Raw genomic sequence first — 16,182 nt, forward strand, 5'->3', positions numbered from 1 at the left:
GATCAATGACTTAATAAATTTAGCTATAAGCTTCATCGAATGCACTGTAGCGATTTCGCTACAGTCAGGTGCGGGAAAAAAAGCCTATGTGGATCAAAGCCTTGCATGGCGCGCAAAAAACAGGGTTGTAGCGATATCGTTACGCTGTAGCGCTTTCAGTACAGGGAATGTCGTTCTCAGACCAAATCTGGAATGCGCCCCATTGTAGGAGCGAGCTTGCTCGCGAAGATCGTCAACGATGACCCGGGAAGCCTGGATGAACGTAGCGCCCTCGCGTTTTTCGCGAGCCAGCTCGCTCCTACAGTGGATGGAACATGGCTCAAGGCTTGTTGGGAATGCCGTATTTGCGCAGGCGATGGGCGATAGCCGTGTGGGAGGTTTGCAACCGGCTGGCCAGTTGGCGGGTCGAGGGGTAGCGGCTGTAGAGGCTTTCGAGCAGGCTGCGCTCGAAGTCTTCCACGGCCTGTTCCAGGCTGTCGACTTCGCCATCGCTCTGGCGCGCTACAGAGGTGCCGGCGATGTCCAGGTCGCCGATGTCCACCAGGCTGCTTTCGCAGATGGCGGCAGCGCGGAAGATTACGTTTTGCAACTGCCGCACGTTGCCCGGCCAGTGGTTGCCCAGCAGGGCTGGATAGGTACCCGGCGCCAGACGGCAGACCGGGCGCTGGATCTGCGCGCAGGCTTGCTGCATGAAGTAGCGCGCCAGCAGCAGGATGTCCTGGCCGCGTTCACGCAAAGGCGGCACGGCGACGTTGAGCACGTTGAGCCGGTAAAACAGGTCTTCGCGAAAGGTGCCTTCGCTGACCATCTTTTCCAGGTCGCGGTGGGTGGCGCTGAGGATGCGCACATTGACCTTCACCTCGCGGTCGCCACCGACGCGGCGAAAGCTGCCGTCGTTGAGAAAGCGCAGCAGTTTGGCTTGCAAGTACGGCGACATCTCACCGATCTCATCGAGAAATACCGTGCCCTGGTTGGCCAGCTCCATCAGCCCCGGTTTGCCACCGCGTTGCGCGCCGGTAAAGGCGCCAGGCGCATAGCCGAACAATTCACTTTCGGCGAGATTTTCCGGCAGTGCCGCGCAGTTCAATGCCAGAAACGGCGCACTGTGACGCGCACTGATGGCGTGGCAGGCGCGGGCCACCAGCTCTTTGCCGGTGCCGGTTTCGCCCTGGATCAGCAGCGGTGCATCCAGCGCCGCCACCCGTTGCGCCCGTGCCTTGAGCGTGCGGATCGCCGGGGATTCGCCCAACAGCGCATCAAACCCTTCGGCATGGTCATGGTGCAGCGCCGACAGTTGTTCGCCGATACGGTTGGGCTGGTAGAGGGTGAGCAGGGCGCCGGCGTCGGTGATCGGCGTGGCGCCCAGCAGCAGGGTTTGGCCGTTCACGCTGATCTCGCGTAGCGGCAAGCGAAAGCCCTGCTCCAGCAGGGTCTCCAGCAAGGCCGGATCATCGAACAGCTCGGCGATGCTTTCCCCGGCCGGTTCGCGCCCGTACAAGGCGATCAACGCCGGGTTGGCTAGCAGGATCTTGCCAGCGCTGTCCAAAGCCAGTACCGGGTCGGTCATGGCCGCCAGCAGGGCGTCGAGTTGCAAGTGGCGGCGCTGGCCCGGAAGGATGTCGACCACCTTCACCGCCTGCACGCCGTGCACGCTGAACAACGCGTCGCGCAGTTCTTCGAGCACCTCTGCGCTGAGGGTCGGCGCGTCGATATAGACGTTGGGCGGCACCATCTCCACGGCATCCAGATTGAGATTGCGCCCACCGAGCAAGGCCAGGACTTCCTGGGTAATGCCGACGCGGTCGATGAAGCTGACGTGGATACGCATGGGGCGGATCTTGATTCTGGAGTGCTGAGGGTGGCCAGTATGCCTTGGAGCCGGTGGAGATCAAAATGTGGGAGCTGGCTTGCCTGCGATGGCGGTGGGTCAGTAGCGAAAATATCGTCTGACAGGTCGCTATCGCAGGCAAGCCAGCTCCCACATTCGACTGGGGGGGCAGGTTATTCCAGGTGTTCGGGTTTGACCGGGTCGCCGGATTTCATATCCAACTGCTGGCGCACATTCTCAAACATCAGATCGTAATGCTTGTGTTGTGAACCGACGCTGCTATGGGTCTTGGGAATGCCGTATTTTTCGACAATCTTGGTCACATTGCTGGCGAAGTTGTAGGCCTGGTCCTTGGGCAGGAAAAAGGTTTCTTTCATATCCTTGCCCTGGATGCTGCCATGCAGGGTGAACTGCATGCCTTTGCCTTCGCGGTCATCCGTGACGACTTCATAGTCCAGGCACAGGTCGTAGCTGACATCGTCCTTGTTCAGCGCGTGTCGCTCGATATGCAGGTGACCGGGTTCAAAGATAGCCATAGGCGTTTCTCCTCAACTTCACAGGTAGGTGATGCCAGGTTTGGCCGTGCTGATGCGGGTGCCGGCGCTGCCCTGGACGATGGCTTCGATGTCCGAGAGTGAACCGATCACCGCGGTTTTGCCAGTCTGGCGGGCGAACTCGCAGGCGGCTTGTACCTTAGGGCCCATGGAGCCGGCAGCGAAACCGAGTTTTTCCATATCGTCGGGGTGGGCCTGGCCGATGGCCTTCTGGGTGGGCTTGCCGAAGTCGATAAAGGCGGCGTTGACGTCGGTGGCGATCACCAGCAAATCGGCCTCCAGTTGCGTGGCCAGCAAGGAGGAACACAGGTCTTTGTCGATCACGGCTTCAATGCCGCGCAGCTTGCCATCTTCGCCATACAGGGTAGGGATGCCGCCGCCACCGGCGCAGATCACGATGGCGCTTTTTTCCAGCAGCCATTTGATCGGGCGAATTTCAAAGATGCGTTTGGGGCGCGGGCTGGCGACCACGCGGCGGTATTTGTCGCCGTCGGGCGCGATGGCCCAACCTTTCTCAGCGGCGAGTTTTTCCGCTTCGGCCTTGGCATACACCGGGCCGATGGGCTTGGTGGGGTTCTGGAAGGCCGGGTCCTTGGCGTCCACTTCCACTTGGGTAAGCAGGGTGGCGAATGGCACTTCGAAGTCCAGCAGGTTGCCCAGTTCCTGTTCGATGATGTAGCCGATCATGCCCTCGGTCTCGGCGCCCAGCACGTCCAGCGGGTAAGGCGAGACGCTGGTGTAGGCCGCCGCCTGCAACGACAGCAGGCCCACTTGCGGGCCGTTGCCGTGGGCGATCACCAGCTCGTTGCCGGGGTGGATCTTGGCGATCTGTTCGGTGGCGATACGGATGTTGGCGCGTTGGTTGTCTGCGGTCATGGGTTCACCACGACGCAGGAGGGCGTTGCCGCCCAGGGCTACTACGATGCGCATATAAATGTCCTTCTAGAAGCTCTATGTAGCGAACACAGAACCAAATGTGGGAGCGGGCTTGCTCGCGAAAGCGGTAGATCAGTGACTACACGTGTTGACTGGCACACCGCTTTCGCGAGCAAGCCCGCTCCCACAGTTTTGATCATTTTTCGACAGTGAGAGCGGTGTTGAGGGTTTAGATATCCGCCAACGCCGACACTAGAATCGCCTTGATGGTATGCATGCGGTTTTCCGCCTGCTCAAACGCGATGTTGGCCGGCGACTCGAAGACTTCCTCGGTCACTTCCACGCCATTGGCCAGGTGCGGATAGCGCGCAGCGATGTCCTTGCCGACCTTGGTTTCGCTGTTATGGAACGCCGGCAGGCAATGCATGAATTTCACCCGAGGGTTGCCTGAGGCTTTCATCATCTTGGCGTTGACCTGGTACGGCAGCAGTTGCTCGATGCGCTCGTCCCACGCTTCCACCGGTTCGCCCATGGACACCCAGATATCGGTGTGGATGAAATCCACACCCTTCACGGCTTCTTTCGGGTCTTCGGTGATGGTGATGCGTGCACCGCTTTCCTCGGCAAAGGCCTGACACTGCTTGATGAAATCTTCATGGGGCCACAGCGCTTTCGGCGCGCCGATGCGCACGTCCATGCCGAGCTTGGCGCCGATCATCAGCAGCGAGTTGCCCATGTTGTAGCGGGCGTCCCCGAGGTAGGCGTAGCTGATGTCATGCAGCGGCTTGTCGCTGTGTTCGCGCATGGTCAGGGTGTCGGCGATCATTTGGGTCGGGTGGAATTCGGCAGTGAGGCCGTTGAACACCGGCACGCCCGCGAACTTGGCCAGCTCTTCAACGATTTCCTGCTCAAAGCCACGGTACTCGATGGCATCGAACATCCGGCCCAGGACGCGGGCGGTGTCTTTCATGCTTTCTTTGTGGCCGATCTGCGACGACACCGGGTCGATATAGGTGACGTGGGCGCCTTGGTCATGGGCCGCGACTTCGAAGGCACAGCGAGTGCGGGTCGAGGTTTTTTCGAAGATCAGCGCGATGTTCTTGCCTTGCAGGTGCGGACGCTCGGTGCCGGTGTATTTGGCGCGTTTGAGGTCGCGGGACAGGTCCAGCAGGTAATGCAGCTCGCGAGTGGTGTGGTGCATCAGCGACAGCAGGCTGCGGTTGCGCATATTGAAAGCCATGATGGAATCTCCTTAATAGTCGATAGGGTCGCGGATGATCGGGCAAGTCATGCAGTGGCCGCCGCCACGGCCACGGCCGAGTTCACCGGCGCTGATGGTGATCACTTCCACACCGGCCTTGCGCAGCAGGGTGTTGGTGTAGGTGTTGCGGTCGTAGCCAATCACCACGCCCGGTTCCACGGCCACCACGTTGTTGCCGTCATCCCATTGCTCGCGTTCGGCGGCGAAGCTGTTGCCGCCGGTCTCGACCACGCGCAGGGCCTTGAGGTTGAGCGCTGCGGCCACGGTTTCGAGGAAGTTGGTTTTCTCACGTTGAATGTCGATACCGTGGGGCTTGCTCTCGTCAGGGCGCAGGGTGAAAGGCACGATCTGGTTGACCACTTCAGGGAAGACGGTGACCAGGTCGCGGTCGCAGAAGCTGAACACGGTGTCCAGGTGCATCGCGGCGCGGGATTTAGGCAGGCCGGCCACGATGACGCGCTCCACGGCTTTGTTCTGGAACAGGTTGCGCGCCAGTTGGCCAATGGCCTGGTGGGACGAGCGTTCACCCATGCCGATCAACACCACACCGTTGCCAATCGGCATCACGTCGCCGCCTTCCAGCGTCGCGGCGCCATGTTCCTGGTCGGGGTCGCCGTACCAGATCTGGAAGTCCGCGTTGGTGAACTCAGGGTGGAATTTATAGATGGCGCTGGTCAGCAGGGTTTCCTGGCGTCGCGCCGGCCAGTACATCGGGTTGAGCGTCACGCCGCCGTAGATCCAGCAGGTGGTGTCGCGGGTGAACTGGGTATTGGGCAGCGGCGGCAGGATGAAACTGGCGTGGCCGAGAAAATCGCGGAACATCTCGATGGTCTTGCCACCGAAGCTGCTCGGCAGGTCGTCGGCCGACACGCCGCCAATCAGGAACTCGCTGATCTTGCGCGGCTCCAGGCTGCGCAGCCACGAGCCGACTTCATCGACCAGGCCCAGGCCGACGGTGTTGGCGGTGATCTTGCGTTCCAGAATCCAGTCCAACGCTTCGGGGTTGGCGACGATGTCGGTGAGCAGGTTGTGCATTTCCAGCACATCAATGTCCCGCTCGCGCATCTTGGTCACGAAGTCGAAGTGGTCGCGCTTGGCCTGGGCCACCCACAGCACGTCATCGAACAGCAGCTCGTCGCAGTTGTTGGGGGTCAGCCGCTGGTGGGCCAAACCTGGGGAGCACACCATGACTTTGCGCAGTTTGCCGGCTTCGGAATGTACGCCGTACTTAACTTTTTCCGTGGTCATTACAGATCCTCCAGTGAACATACAATTACAGAGTCAGGAAGCCGTCGTAGAGCCCATAGGCCGCCACCAGGGCGCCAATGACCACTGCGGCGAAAATCAGCTTCTCGACGGGGGTGAAAATCGGTTTGCCCAGTTCACGCTTGGCCTTGGCGAACAGGATCGCGCCGGGGGCATAGAGCAGGGCGGAGAGCAGCAGGTATTTGGTGCCGCCGGCATACAGCAGCCAGATCGCATAGATCAGGGCGATGGCGCCGATGAACAGGTCTTTCTTGCGCTCTTTGAGGGCGTTCTCGTAGGTCTCGCCGCGCACCGCCAGCAGCAGGGCGTAGGCCGCCGACCACAGGTAAGGCACCAGGATCATCGAGGTAGCGAGGTAGATCAGCGACAGGTAAGTGCTGGCGGAAAACAGCGTGATCACCAGGAATATCTGCACCATTGCGTTGGTCAGCCACAGCGCGTTGACCGGCACATGGTTGGCGTTTTCCTTGCGCAGGAACGCCGGCATGGTGTGGTCCTTGGCGGCGGCGAACATGATCTCCGCACACAGCAGCACCCAGGACAGCAGCGCGCCGAGCAGCGAGATGATCAAGCCCACGCTGATCAGCACTGCGCCCCAGTGGCCCACCACATGCTCCAGCACCGCGGCCATCGACGGGTTCTGCAGCTTGGCCAGTTCCGGCTGGGTCATGATCCCCAAAGACAGCACGTTCACTAGCATCAGGAACAGCAGCACGGTGATAAAACCGATCACGGTGGCCTTGCCCACGTCGCTGCGTTTCTCGGCACGCGAGGAAAAGATGCTTGCGCCTTCGATGCCGATGAAGACCCACACGGTGACCAGCATCATGTTGCGCACCTGGTTCATCACGCTGCCCAGGTCAGGGTTTTTTACGCCCCAGATGTCTGCGGTGAAGATGTCCAGCTTGAACGCGAACAGGGCGATGAGCACGAACAGCAGCAGCGGCACGACCTTGGCGACCGTGGTCACCAGGTTGATGAACGCTGCTTCCTTGATGCCGCGCAGCACCAGAAAGTGCACCGCCCACAGCAGTACCGAGGCACCTATCACCGCCGCCGGCGTGTTGCCTTCGCCAAAGATCGGGAAGAAGTAACCCAGGGTGCTGAACAAGAGGACGAAGTACCCGACGTTGCCCAGCCAGGCACTGATCCAGTAGCCCCAGGCTGATGAAAACCCCATGTAATCGCCGAAACCGGCCTTAGCGTAGGCGTACACCCCGCCATCGAGATCGGGCTTGCGGTTGGCGAGGGTCTGGAACACGAATGCGAGGGTCAACATGCCGATGGCGGTGATCACCCAGCCAATCAACACGGCGCCTACGTCGGCACTGGCGGCCATGTTTTGCGGGAGTGAAAAGATCCCGCCGCCAATCATTGAGCCAACGACAAGTGCAACCAGCGCACCAAGCCTAAGTTTTCCGGGAGAATCAGACATTGCGTGACTCCAATGCAGGAGAAGAGAGATCACAGAATAATTCCGTGCGCTAATAAAACAGCTGACTCAGATCACTTCATTGGCACATTCCATTGTGAATTAACGACTTAGGGTGGCAGTTGCGGGGCGACACGGCCTGTGCAAAGGCGCTCGCTAGAGCGGTCTCCTACAATGTGGTTAATCATTTGGTCAGGGGCATGGATGTTGACGCTAGTTCGTATTTGCGGATGTGCAAACTTTTTGTACGTTGTCTGACGAGCGCTTCATAATTGCCGTATTTAAATTCTAAATAAGCCTAAACTTCCCGCGTTTACATGCCCTTATGTTATGAAGCGCTAGCGTCATTAAATTGAATTAGTTGAGTGCGCGGTGGTCGGCTCAAACATTTATTGCGAGGAACCTGCATGTCTCAACCAGCCCAGAAACTTCGGCTCAGTGCCCTGATCGCCCTGGTAGTAGGTTCGATGATCGGCGGAGGGATCTTCTCGCTCCCGCAAAACATGGCAGCCCGCGCCGAAGTAGGCGCGGTGCTGATCGGTTGGGCCATTACCGCGGTTGGCATGTTGACCCTGGCGTTTGTGTTCCAGACCCTGGCCAACCGCAAACCGGAACTGGACTCCGGGGTGTACGCCTACGCCAAGGCCGGCTTCGGCGATTACATGGGGTTCTCCTCGGCCTGGGGCTACTGGATCAGTGCGTGGATGGGCAACGTCGGTTATTTCGTCTTGCTGTTCAGCACCCTCGGCTACTTTTTTCCGGCGTTCGGCCAGGGCAATACACCGCTCGCCATCGGCTGCGCGTCGCTGCTGCTGTGGGCCGTGCATTTTCTGGTGATGCGCGGGATCAAAGAGGCAGCGTTCATCAACCAAGTGACGACGGTGGCGAAGATCGTGCCGCTGCTGATGTTTATCGTGATCGCCGCCGTTGCGTTCAAGGCGGATATCTTCACTCGCGATATCTGGGGCCTGGGCAACCCGCAGATGGGCAGCGTGGTCGAGCAGGTGCGCCATATGATGTTGGTCACGGTGTTCGTATTTATCGGGATCGAAGGCGCCAGTGTGTATTCGGCGCGGGCGCAGAAGCGCTCGGACGTGGGGCGCGCCACGGTGATTGGTTTCGTGGGCGTGCTGGCCTTGTTGGTGTTGGTGAATGTGCTGTCCCTGGGCATCATGAGCCAGCCGGAGCTGGCGCAATTGCAGAACCCGTCCCTGGCCGGTGTGTTGGAGCATATCGTCGGGCCTTGGGGCGCGGTATTGATCAGTATCGGCCTGGCGGTTTCGCTGCTCGGCGCGTTGCTCTCCTGGGCGCTGCTGTGCGCGGAAATCCTCTATGCCACCGCTCAGGACAAGACCATGCCGGCGTTCCTGAAGAAGGAAAACGCCAATCAGGTGCCGGTCAATGCCTTATGGCTGACCAACGTGATGATCCAGGCATTCCTGGTGATCACGCTGTTTTCAGCCAGCACCTACACCACCCTGATCTACCTGGCGTCCTCGATGATCCTGGTGCCTTACCTGTGGTCGGCGGCCTATGCGGTGCTGTTGAGCGCGCGCGGCGAAACCTATGCAGGCTGGCAGCACCGGCGTATGAAAGATCTGCTGGTGGGGCTGGTTGCCCTCGGCTACGCGATCTGGCTGCTGTATGCGGGGGGCTTGAAGTACTTGCTGCTGTCGGCGTTGCTGTACGCACCGGGTGTGATCCTGTTTGCCCTGGCCAAGCGCGAGCAGGGCCAACCCTTGTTTACCACCGTGGAAAAAGGCATTTTCAGCGGCGTGGTCGCGGGCGCCGGGTTAGCCGCGTATGGGTTGTACAGCGGGGTATTGTCACTGTGAGATTGGCGTATCAACCGCCCTACGACTGGGCGGCGATGCTGGGGTTCCTATCGGCGCGGGCGATTAGCGGGTTGGAAACCGTGGTCGCCGGGGTATATCGACGCAGTATCAGTGTGGCTGGGCGACATGGCTGGGTCAGCGTCGAACCGGGAGCGGGGGATTGGCTGGAGGTGACGGTCGACTTTCCTGAGCCTGCCGTTATGCCTGAGATCGAGCGGCGCTTGCGCAGGATGTTTGATCTGGATGCGGTGCCTGAGGTGATCAACGCGCAATTGTCGCAAGATCCCCTAATGGCGCAACTGGTTGCGGCCCGCCCTGGCCTGCGGTTGCCTGGCACCTGGGATGGGTTGGAATTGGCGATTCGTGCGGTGCTGGGCCAGCAGATCACCGTGGTGGCGGCGATTCGCCTGGCGGGCAAGCTGGTGGCGCAGTATGGCCAGACCCTGCAAACCCCGCACGCCGGTATTACCCACTTGTTCCCGACACCTGAAGTGCTGGCGGCCGCAGACCTGGCCACCCTGGGCATGCCCAGGGCGCGAGGCCGTACCTTGTCCGGTGTGGCCCAGGCGCTGTTGGATGATCCTCAGCTTTTCGAACCCAAGGCCAGCCTCAAGGACGGCGTTGCACAGTTGGTGGCGTTGCCGGGGATTGGAGAGTGGACCGCGCAGTACATCGCCATGCGCCAGTTGCGCGAGGCGGATGCGTTTGCGTCGGGGGATATCGGGCTGATCAATGCTTTGGCGGCCTTGGAGGGTGGGCCGCTGTCGGCGCGACAGTTATTGGCGCGGGCCGAGGCGTGGCGGCCGTTGAGGGCGTATGCGGCGCAGCATTTGTGGACGTCGTTGAACCGCAATGATTAGCGGCGCCTGTAGGGCCTCTTCGCGAGCAAGCCCGCTCCCACATTTTGATCGCATTTCAAAGCATTTACTCGGTCAAGTGTGGGAGCGGGCTTGCTCGCGAAAGCGGACGTGAAGTCACCACTGAGGCCGGTGCGAGCCCAGTTCCACTGCCGGCAAATCCCACTGCAACGGCGTGCCACTGATGCTCAGCGGCGCCAATAACCGATGGGCCTGGCCCCAGGCTGTCTGCTCCACGACCAGGCCTTGGTCATTGATGTCTTCTTCGCGCAATGCCGCTTGCTGTGGCACTTGCCCGGCCTCCACCAGCAACTTCGCCGTACGCGCCAACGACAAGCGCGCCGAACCGCCGCGTCCGGAGTCCAGGCGCTCGGCCAAAGCCCGGATCGCACTGGCGGCCATCAAATAGCCGGTGGCGTGGTCCAGCGCCTGCACCGGCAGCGGCAGCGGTTTATCCGTCTGTTTCCAGGCCATGCCGGCCTCGGCAATCCCGCTGCTCATCTGCACCAGGCTGTCAAAGCCACGACGATTACGCCATGGGCCGCTCCAGCCGTAGGCGTTGAGGCTGACGTCGATCAGGCCGGGGGCGAGGTGCTGCCGTTCGCCAAGGGTATAACCCAGTTGCTCAAGGGCATCGGCGCGGTAACCGTGAAACAGAATGTCGGCGTCCTTGAGCAACGCTTCAAACACCTGCCGGTCGTCGTGGCGCTTTAGATCAAGGCGAGCGCAGCGTTTACCCAGGGTCATTTCCGGGACGACGCCAGGTTCGTTCCAGGTGGGTGAGTCGATGCGCAGTACGTCGGCACCTAAGCCTGCGAGGAACCGACTGGCCACCGGGCCGGCCAGCACCCGGGTCAAATCCAGCACCTTGATGCCAGCCAGTGGGCGAGCGGCTGAGCCGAGCCAGGGTTTGTCGATGCCGGGTTCGAAGACCTGGCGCTGGATCAACGCCTCGGCGTTTACCGCCAAGCCTTGGGGGTGCTGCTGCCAGGCTTGCCAGCTACGCATCTGAGCCGCACAACCGCCTGCATCGACAATCGCCTGTTCCAGTTCGGCGGCTTTCCAGGTCGCAACTCTACTCGCCATGGCTGCGCGATCAGCGGCGGGCCCCAATACCCGCTCAGCCGCTGCACGATGATGAGGCGCGTTGGTGTGCAGGCGGATCCAGCCATCGACGCTGGCGTAATCACCCGCTACCGGGTCCCACAAAGGCGGCACTTGCCACCCCACGGGGCGAATCGACGAGGAGAACCACAACGAGGCCAACCGCCGATCCACGCTGACGCTGGGCAGGCGCCCGGTTTGTTGCTCAATCAACTGGGCGATAGCCTGGCCCGCGGCGCCGATGCTGGCGGCCGCCAGGTCAGTGACGGCGAAGGTCGAGGGCAGGGCACCGGCCTGGGCCTGGGCCTGGGGCAGTGGGGCGTGCGGTAAAGCGAGTGCGGCTTGGATGGGAGTCAGCAGGTCAGTCATCAAAGGCCCTCCGTAAGAGAAGGGCCACTATAGAAGATCATCCCACCGGTGTGGCAACCCCAGGGATCAAGGGCAGTTCGATGCTGGCGATAAAGCCGCCATCGGGATGGTTGGCCAGGATCAGGTTGCCGCCATGGCGCTCGGCGGCGCGACGGGCAATGGCCAGGCCCAGGCCATGGCCTTGCGCGGTCTGGCCCGGCGCCCGGTAGAACGGCTCGCCCAATTGGCTCAGGTGCTCGGCTTCAACGCCGGGGCCGTGGTCGCGTACGCTGATCAAAATGCGCCCGCCTTGATGCTGGGCCTGCAATTCAATCGCTTCGCCAACCGGGTTGAAGCGCTGGGCATTGCGCAGCAGGTTGTCCACGGCGCGTTCGATCATGGTCGGCCAGCCTTTAAGCTGCAAATCATTGGCAGCCGTCAGTTGCACCACTTGCTCGGGGGCACTGAGTTGGGCGTCCTTTTGCAGCGTTTTAAGCAACGGGGTGAGGTCGATGTCTTCGGCGCTGGCGTTGTCGGCGTCGACCCGTGCCAATACCAAAATTTCGCTGATCAAGGCTTCCAGGCGATCGCATTCGCGGGTCAGGCGCGGCCAGAGTTTTTCCCTTTCTTCGGGGCTGGCACGCTCGGCCAGGGCCAGGGCGATACGCAAACGCGCCAACGGCGAGCGCAGTTCGTGGGAGACGTCACGCAGCAACTGGCGCTGGCTGCCGATCAGGCTTTGCAGGCGCGCGCCCATGCGGTTGAAGTCGTTGGCCAGCACGCCGAATTCATCGCGCCTGTTGGCCAGTTGCGCCAGGCTGTTCTGCTGATAGGTGGTTTGCCCCAGGTCATGCACCGCGCCGCGCAGACGGCTGAGCGGGCGGGTGATGGACAAGGTCACCAGCAGGCTGAACAGGGTCAGCACCACCAGGGTAATCGCCAATGCACTGAGCGGCCACAGCAGGCTGCTGCGGTGCCAGGCGTCCAGCTCCGGGTGAGGAATACGGTAGATCAGCAGATAGGTATCGCCGGTTTTATCGCTGGTGTACTCGGCGGTCAGGCGGCGCCACGGCAGGTGGCCGTCCTGGCTGTCGTTCTGCCGGGCTTCGAACGCGGCGGCGCGGCGCGGGAAGGTGCCGCGCACCACTGGCTCGCCGCTTTCGTTAAGCACTTGCACGTCAATGTGGTACTGGCGTTTGCGTTGTTGCAGCAAGTCCTGGGCGGCGTCTTCGCCCTGGCTTTCGTAGAGCTGCGTCCACTCTTGGGCCAGGTTGTTGAGGCCAGGGTGGCGGCTGAGAATCCAGGCGTCCTGGTTGAGCATGTGCCCAAGCAGGATCGACAAACCGGCAACCAGGGCGATGGCCAGCCAGAAACTCGCCAGGATACGCCAGAACAATGAACGCACAGGAAACCCTCAAACAGGAAAAACCCAGCGGCGCGAACCACTGGGCTGGGGTGAAGCTAGGCCATTATTGCGCTTTTTGCGCTTGCTGGGCTTTCCAGGCCTGGAACTCTTTCCATTCGGCGCGGCGCTCGGCTTGCTTCTTGACGATCTCGTCGTACTTCTTCTGTTGGTCGGGCTTGAGCACGGCACGGATATCGGCCTGGGTTTTCTGCTTGCCGGCGGCGATTTCGTCCTGCATGGCTTTCTGGTCAGCGGCTGGCAGTTTGTCCAGGTACTTTTGGGTCAGGTCTTTGCGGGCGTGCCATTGGTCACCCATCAGCTTGCGGATCTGCTCGCGCTGCTCCTTGCTCAAGTCCAGTTGGCTGAACGGGCCGCCTTTGCCACGCGGGCCGTGTTCACCGTGGCCTGGGCCACCCATCATTCGGCTTTCAGGTCCACCCATCGGGCCTGGGCCTTCCGGCATTGCCATGGCAACGGTGGGCAGGGCGGTGGCGAACATCAAAGCGATAAGGGTCTTGCGCATGGTGATTCTCCTGTCTCTATTCCGGTGAGTCCGGATGTGAGTAGGTTACGCAGAGCAAGGTCAGCGGCGGTCAGGGGAGGGTAAAGCTTCGGTAAAGACGGGTTTGATAGGAACTGACAAAACTATCCGGCTTTGGATGTTCAACTGTGGGAGCGGGCTTGCTCGCGAAAGCGCTGGGTCAGTCTAAGCATGTGCTGGCTGATAAACCGCTTTCGCGAGCAAGCCCGCTCCCACACAAGCCCAACCGCGCAGGGCGTTAAGGGCTGTAGTAATAGCCACGACTACGCAACGCCACGATCCGTGGCCGGCCATCGGGGTGTGGGCCGATCTTTTTGCGCAGGTTGCTGACGTGCATGTCCAGGCTGCGGTCATACAGGGTCAACTTGCGGCCCAGGGCGATCTGCGCCAGTTCCTGTTTGTCCAGGGGCTCGCCGGGTTGACGCAGCAAGGCTTCGAGCAGGCGGCTTTCGGAGACGGTCAGGGCGAACTCCTGTTCATCGATGCTGACCACGCCGCGCACCGGGCTGAAGCACAGGTCGCCCAGTTCCAGCTGGGTCGATACCGCGGCCGGGTGGCTGCGGCGTAACACGGCGCGCAGGCGCGCCGTCAGTTCGCGCGGATCGCAAGGCTTGGCCAGGTAGTCATCGGCGCCCAGTTCCAGGCCAAGGATGCGGTCCAGGGGCTCGCCCCGGGCCGAGAGCATCAGCACCGGCAGCTCCGGGTGGTCGTTGCGCAATTGCTTGAGCAGTTCCAGGCCGCTGCCGTCGGGCAGCATCACATCCAGTACGACGGCCGCCGGCGCACTGTCGGCCAAGGCTTTCCGGGCGCTCAAGCCGTCGTGGCAGGCGCGCACCTGGAAACCTTCCTGGCTCAACCAACTGGTCAGCAGCTCACAGAGCTCCTGGTCATCATCTATCAGTAACAGCTCGCTCATGACTCACTCAATTTAGCCATTGTCGGCGGCGAAGGCCCCACCGGTGACCCGTGAGCCATTAGGAGTACGCCGAAACGATTAGGTTCGACGCAGCCGGGCTCAAGGCAAGACTTGCTTGAACGGCTTGATCACCACATCGGCATAGACGCCTGCTGCAACGTAAGGGTCTGCCTTGGCCCAGGCCTCGGCGTCGGCCAGGGAGGCGAACTCGGCCACGATCAGGCTTCCGGTAAAACCGGCGTCGCCCGGGTCATTGCTGTCGACGGCCGGGTGCGGGCCGGCCAGTGCGATGCGGCCTTCGGCTTGCAGCTGTTTGAGGCGCTCGACGTGGGCCGGGCGTACGCTCAGGCGTTTTTCCAGCGAGTTGGCAACGTCGGTGGCAATGATGGCGTAGAGCATGTCAGTCCTCGGTTTTCGGTGTGGTAGCTGCGGTGTCATGCAGGTGGCGCGACAGGTAGATACCCTGGCCGATCAAAAACAATACGGTCATGCCCAGGCTGCCGAACACTTTGAAGTCGACCCAGTAGTCCTGGAAGGTGAAGGCCACGAACAGGTTGGCGGCACCGCAGAACAGGAAAAACACGATCCAGGCCACGTTCAGGCGCACCCACACCGGCTCCGGCAAGGTCAGCGCATGGCCCATGATCCGCTTGATCAGCAGGCGGTCACCAATGAAGTGGCTGCCGATGAACACCAGGGCGAACAGCCAGTTCACCACCGGGGCTTTCCATTTAAGGAAGGTTTCGCTGTGGAAGGCCAGGGTCAGGCCACCGAATACCAGGCAGGCGATAAGGGTGAGCCACTGGCTTTTTTCCAGCTTGCGCTGGGAGATGAAGATGGCGCCGTAGACCACGATGGAGCTGACGATCAGTACGGCCGTGGCGCTGTAGATGCCCCCGAACGACAGCTGCTGGCCGGCGATTTCGATGACCCTGGGGTCGAGTTTGGTAACGATGAAAAACAGCAACAGCGGGATGAAGTCGATGAATTGTTTCACAGTAAGAGCCAGAAGCTGGATGTGGCGGCATAATAACAAACATCCTTGGTTGCGATAGCGCCAGCTGACTTGAGGTTACACACTCCCGTGAATGTTGATTTGCACTGCCACAGCACGGCCTCCGACGGCGCCCTGGCGCCCGCGGTACTGGTTGCGCGTGCGTTTGAAAAAGGCGTGCGAGTTTTGGCATTGACCGACCACGACACCCTCGAAGGCCTCGATGAAGCCCGCCAGGCCGCGCATTCTCTGGGTATGCACCTGGTCAACGGCGTGGAATTGTCCTGCACCTGGGGCGGCGCCACCATCCATGTGCTGGGCTACGGTTTTGATCAAAAGGCCCCGCCCTTGGTGGCGGCGATTGCCCAATTGCACGATGGCCGCTGGCTGCGGTCCGAAGAAATAAGCCGCAAGCTCAGCCTTAAAGGCATGCCAGGTGCCCTCGATGGCGCCCGTGCCATCCAGCAAGAGCTGGGCGACAGCGGCAACGCACCGGCCCGTCCGCACTTTGCCGACTGGATGGTACGTGAAGGGTATGTAAAGGATCGCGCCGAAGCCTTTCGCAAATGGCTGGGCGCCGGCAAGTTGGGCGATGTGAAGCTGCATTGGCCGACCCTGGAAGACACCGTCCAGACCCTGCGGGACTCCGGGGCCTGGGTCAGCCTGGCGCATCCCTGGCATTACGATTTCACCCGCAGCAAGCGCCGCAAGCTGATCAGCGACTATATTGGTGCGGGTGGCCACGCGATCGAGGTGGTCAACGGGCATCAACCGGCGGAACAGGTCGGCAGCCTGGCGATCCTTGCTCGCGAATTTGGTCTGCTGGTCAGTGCCGGCAGTGATTTTCATGGCCCAGGCGGCTGGTCCGAGATTGGTGAGTATCGCCAGGTCCCGGAAGATTTGCCGCTGTTGTGGGGGCGATTCAAGCATGACCCCATTATTGCCACCGTCTGAACAGGTAGAGC

At 61.2% G+C, this 16,182-nt stretch carries 15 protein-coding genes; 3 read left to right on the forward strand and 12 right to left on the reverse strand.

Annotated elements, in window-relative coordinates:
• Positions 1–319: 319 nt before the first annotated feature.
• From ODQ19_RS17790 to arcD (ODQ19_RS17815), 6 genes are all read right to left on the reverse strand, one after another.
• The gene (locus ODQ19_RS17790; RefSeq protein ID WP_073522965.1) at positions 320–1,828 is read right to left on the reverse strand and encodes a sigma-54-dependent transcriptional regulator; all 1,509 of its coding nucleotides are present in this window, start codon (positions 1,826–1,828) and stop codon (positions 320–322) included.
• Between the two features lie 173 nt (positions 1,829–2,001).
• The gene (locus ODQ19_RS17795) at positions 2,002–2,364 is read right to left on the reverse strand and encodes a DUF5064 family protein (protein WP_116667721.1); all 363 of its coding nucleotides are present in this window, start codon (positions 2,362–2,364) and stop codon (positions 2,002–2,004) included.
• Positions 2,365–2,382: 18 nt separating this feature from the next.
• On the reverse strand, positions 2,383–3,312 hold the full coding sequence (arcC, locus tag ODQ19_RS17800; RefSeq protein WP_116667720.1) for a carbamate kinase: 930 nt from the start codon (positions 3,310–3,312) through the stop codon (positions 2,383–2,385).
• 175 nt (positions 3,313–3,487) lie between these two features.
• Positions 3,488–4,498: an ornithine carbamoyltransferase gene (locus ODQ19_RS17805; protein WP_014719695.1), complete on the reverse strand. Its 1,011-nt coding sequence runs from the start codon at positions 4,496–4,498 to the stop codon at positions 3,488–3,490.
• A gap of 12 nt (positions 4,499–4,510) precedes the next feature.
• Complete coding sequence (gene arcA, locus ODQ19_RS17810; RefSeq protein ID WP_330210776.1) at positions 4,511–5,767, reverse strand: arginine deiminase; 1,257 nt, start codon at positions 5,765–5,767, stop codon at positions 4,511–4,513.
• Between the two features lie 25 nt (positions 5,768–5,792).
• A complete protein-coding gene (gene arcD / locus ODQ19_RS17815; protein WP_330210777.1) occupies positions 5,793–7,220 on the reverse strand; it encodes an arginine-ornithine antiporter in 1,428 nt (475 codons plus the stop codon).
• Positions 7,221–7,624: 404 nt separating this feature from the next.
• Between arcD (ODQ19_RS17815) and arcD (ODQ19_RS17820) the strand changes: the two genes are divergently transcribed.
• A complete protein-coding gene (arcD, locus tag ODQ19_RS17820; RefSeq protein WP_330210778.1) occupies positions 7,625–9,052 on the forward strand; it encodes an arginine-ornithine antiporter in 1,428 nt (475 codons plus the stop codon).
• On the forward strand, positions 9,049–9,912 hold the full coding sequence (locus ODQ19_RS17825; protein WP_330210779.1) for a DNA-3-methyladenine glycosylase family protein: 864 nt from the start codon (positions 9,049–9,051) through the stop codon (positions 9,910–9,912). Before arcD (ODQ19_RS17820) ends, ODQ19_RS17825 begins: the two co-directional genes overlap by 4 nt.
• Before the next feature lie 114 nt (positions 9,913–10,026).
• On the opposite strand, the gene ODQ19_RS17830 is transcribed toward ODQ19_RS17825, so the two are convergent.
• From ODQ19_RS17830 to ODQ19_RS17855, 6 genes are all read right to left on the reverse strand, one after another.
• The gene (locus ODQ19_RS17830) at positions 10,027–11,382 is read right to left on the reverse strand and encodes a CoA transferase (RefSeq protein ID WP_330210780.1); all 1,356 of its coding nucleotides are present in this window, start codon (positions 11,380–11,382) and stop codon (positions 10,027–10,029) included.
• Between the two features lie 37 nt (positions 11,383–11,419).
• A complete protein-coding gene (locus tag ODQ19_RS17835; RefSeq protein WP_330210781.1) occupies positions 11,420–12,766 on the reverse strand; it encodes a sensor histidine kinase in 1,347 nt (448 codons plus the stop codon).
• A 64-nt stretch (positions 12,767–12,830) separates the two neighbouring features.
• On the reverse strand, positions 12,831–13,289 hold the full coding sequence (locus ODQ19_RS17840; RefSeq protein ID WP_003193804.1) for an LTXXQ domain protein: 459 nt from the start codon (positions 13,287–13,289) through the stop codon (positions 12,831–12,833).
• A 256-nt stretch (positions 13,290–13,545) separates the two neighbouring features.
• Positions 13,546–14,223, reverse strand: coding sequence for a response regulator transcription factor (locus ODQ19_RS17845; protein WP_105228145.1), 678 nt, complete (start codon positions 14,221–14,223; stop codon positions 13,546–13,548).
• Between the two features lie 99 nt (positions 14,224–14,322).
• Positions 14,323–14,622 carry a YciI family protein gene (locus ODQ19_RS17850; protein ID WP_330210782.1) on the reverse strand — a complete coding sequence of 100 codons (300 nt, stop codon included), beginning with the start codon at positions 14,620–14,622 and terminating at the stop codon, positions 14,323–14,325.
• Between the two features lies 1 nt (position 14,623).
• Positions 14,624–15,220 carry a septation protein A gene (locus tag ODQ19_RS17855; RefSeq protein ID WP_330210783.1) on the reverse strand — a complete coding sequence of 199 codons (597 nt, stop codon included), beginning with the start codon at positions 15,218–15,220 and terminating at the stop codon, positions 14,624–14,626.
• Between the two features lie 87 nt (positions 15,221–15,307).
• On the opposite strand from ODQ19_RS17855, the gene ODQ19_RS17860 reads away from it, so the two are divergent.
• A complete protein-coding gene (locus ODQ19_RS17860) occupies positions 15,308–16,171 on the forward strand; it encodes a PHP domain-containing protein (RefSeq protein WP_330210784.1) in 864 nt (287 codons plus the stop codon).
• The last annotated feature ends 11 nt before the right edge of the window (positions 16,172–16,182 follow it).

The organism is Pseudomonas sp. AM4(2022) (genome assembly GCF_036346515.1).
GTDB lineage: Bacteria > Pseudomonadota > Gammaproteobacteria > Pseudomonadales > Pseudomonadaceae > Aquipseudomonas > Aquipseudomonas paracarnis.

Excerpts from the sequence above, each read along its gene's own strand:
- ODQ19_RS17795 (WP_116667721.1), bottom strand. The coding sequence starts at position 2,364 with ATGGCTATCTTTGAACCCGGTCACCTGCATATCGAGCGACACGCGCTG.
- ODQ19_RS17805 (WP_014719695.1), bottom strand. The coding sequence starts at position 4,498 with ATGGCTTTCAATATGCGCAACCGCAGCCTGCTGTCGCTGATGCACCAC.
- ODQ19_RS17840 (WP_003193804.1), bottom strand. The coding sequence starts at position 13,289 with ATGCGCAAGACCCTTATCGCTTTGATGTTCGCCACCGCCCTGCCCACC.
- arcC (WP_116667720.1), bottom strand. The coding sequence starts at position 3,312 with ATGCGCATCGTAGTAGCCCTGGGCGGCAACGCCCTCCTGCGTCGTGGT.
- arcD (WP_330210778.1), top strand. The coding sequence starts at position 7,625 with ATGTCTCAACCAGCCCAGAAACTTCGGCTCAGTGCCCTGATCGCCCTG.
- arcD (WP_330210777.1), bottom strand. The coding sequence starts at position 7,220 with ATGTCTGATTCTCCCGGAAAACTTAGGCTTGGTGCGCTGGTTGCACTT.
- arcA (WP_330210776.1), bottom strand. The coding sequence starts at position 5,767 with ATGACCACGGAAAAAGTTAAGTACGGCGTACATTCCGAAGCCGGCAAA.
- ODQ19_RS17845 (WP_105228145.1), bottom strand. The coding sequence starts at position 14,223 with ATGAGCGAGCTGTTACTGATAGATGATGACCAGGAGCTCTGTGAGCTG.
- ODQ19_RS17850 (WP_330210782.1), bottom strand. The coding sequence starts at position 14,622 with ATGCTCTACGCCATCATTGCCACCGACGTTGCCAACTCGCTGGAAAAA.
- ODQ19_RS17830 (WP_330210780.1), bottom strand. The coding sequence starts at position 11,382 with ATGACTGACCTGCTGACTCCCATCCAAGCCGCACTCGCTTTACCGCAC.
- ODQ19_RS17790 (WP_073522965.1), bottom strand. The coding sequence starts at position 1,828 with ATGCGTATCCACGTCAGCTTCATCGACCGCGTCGGCATTACCCAGGAA.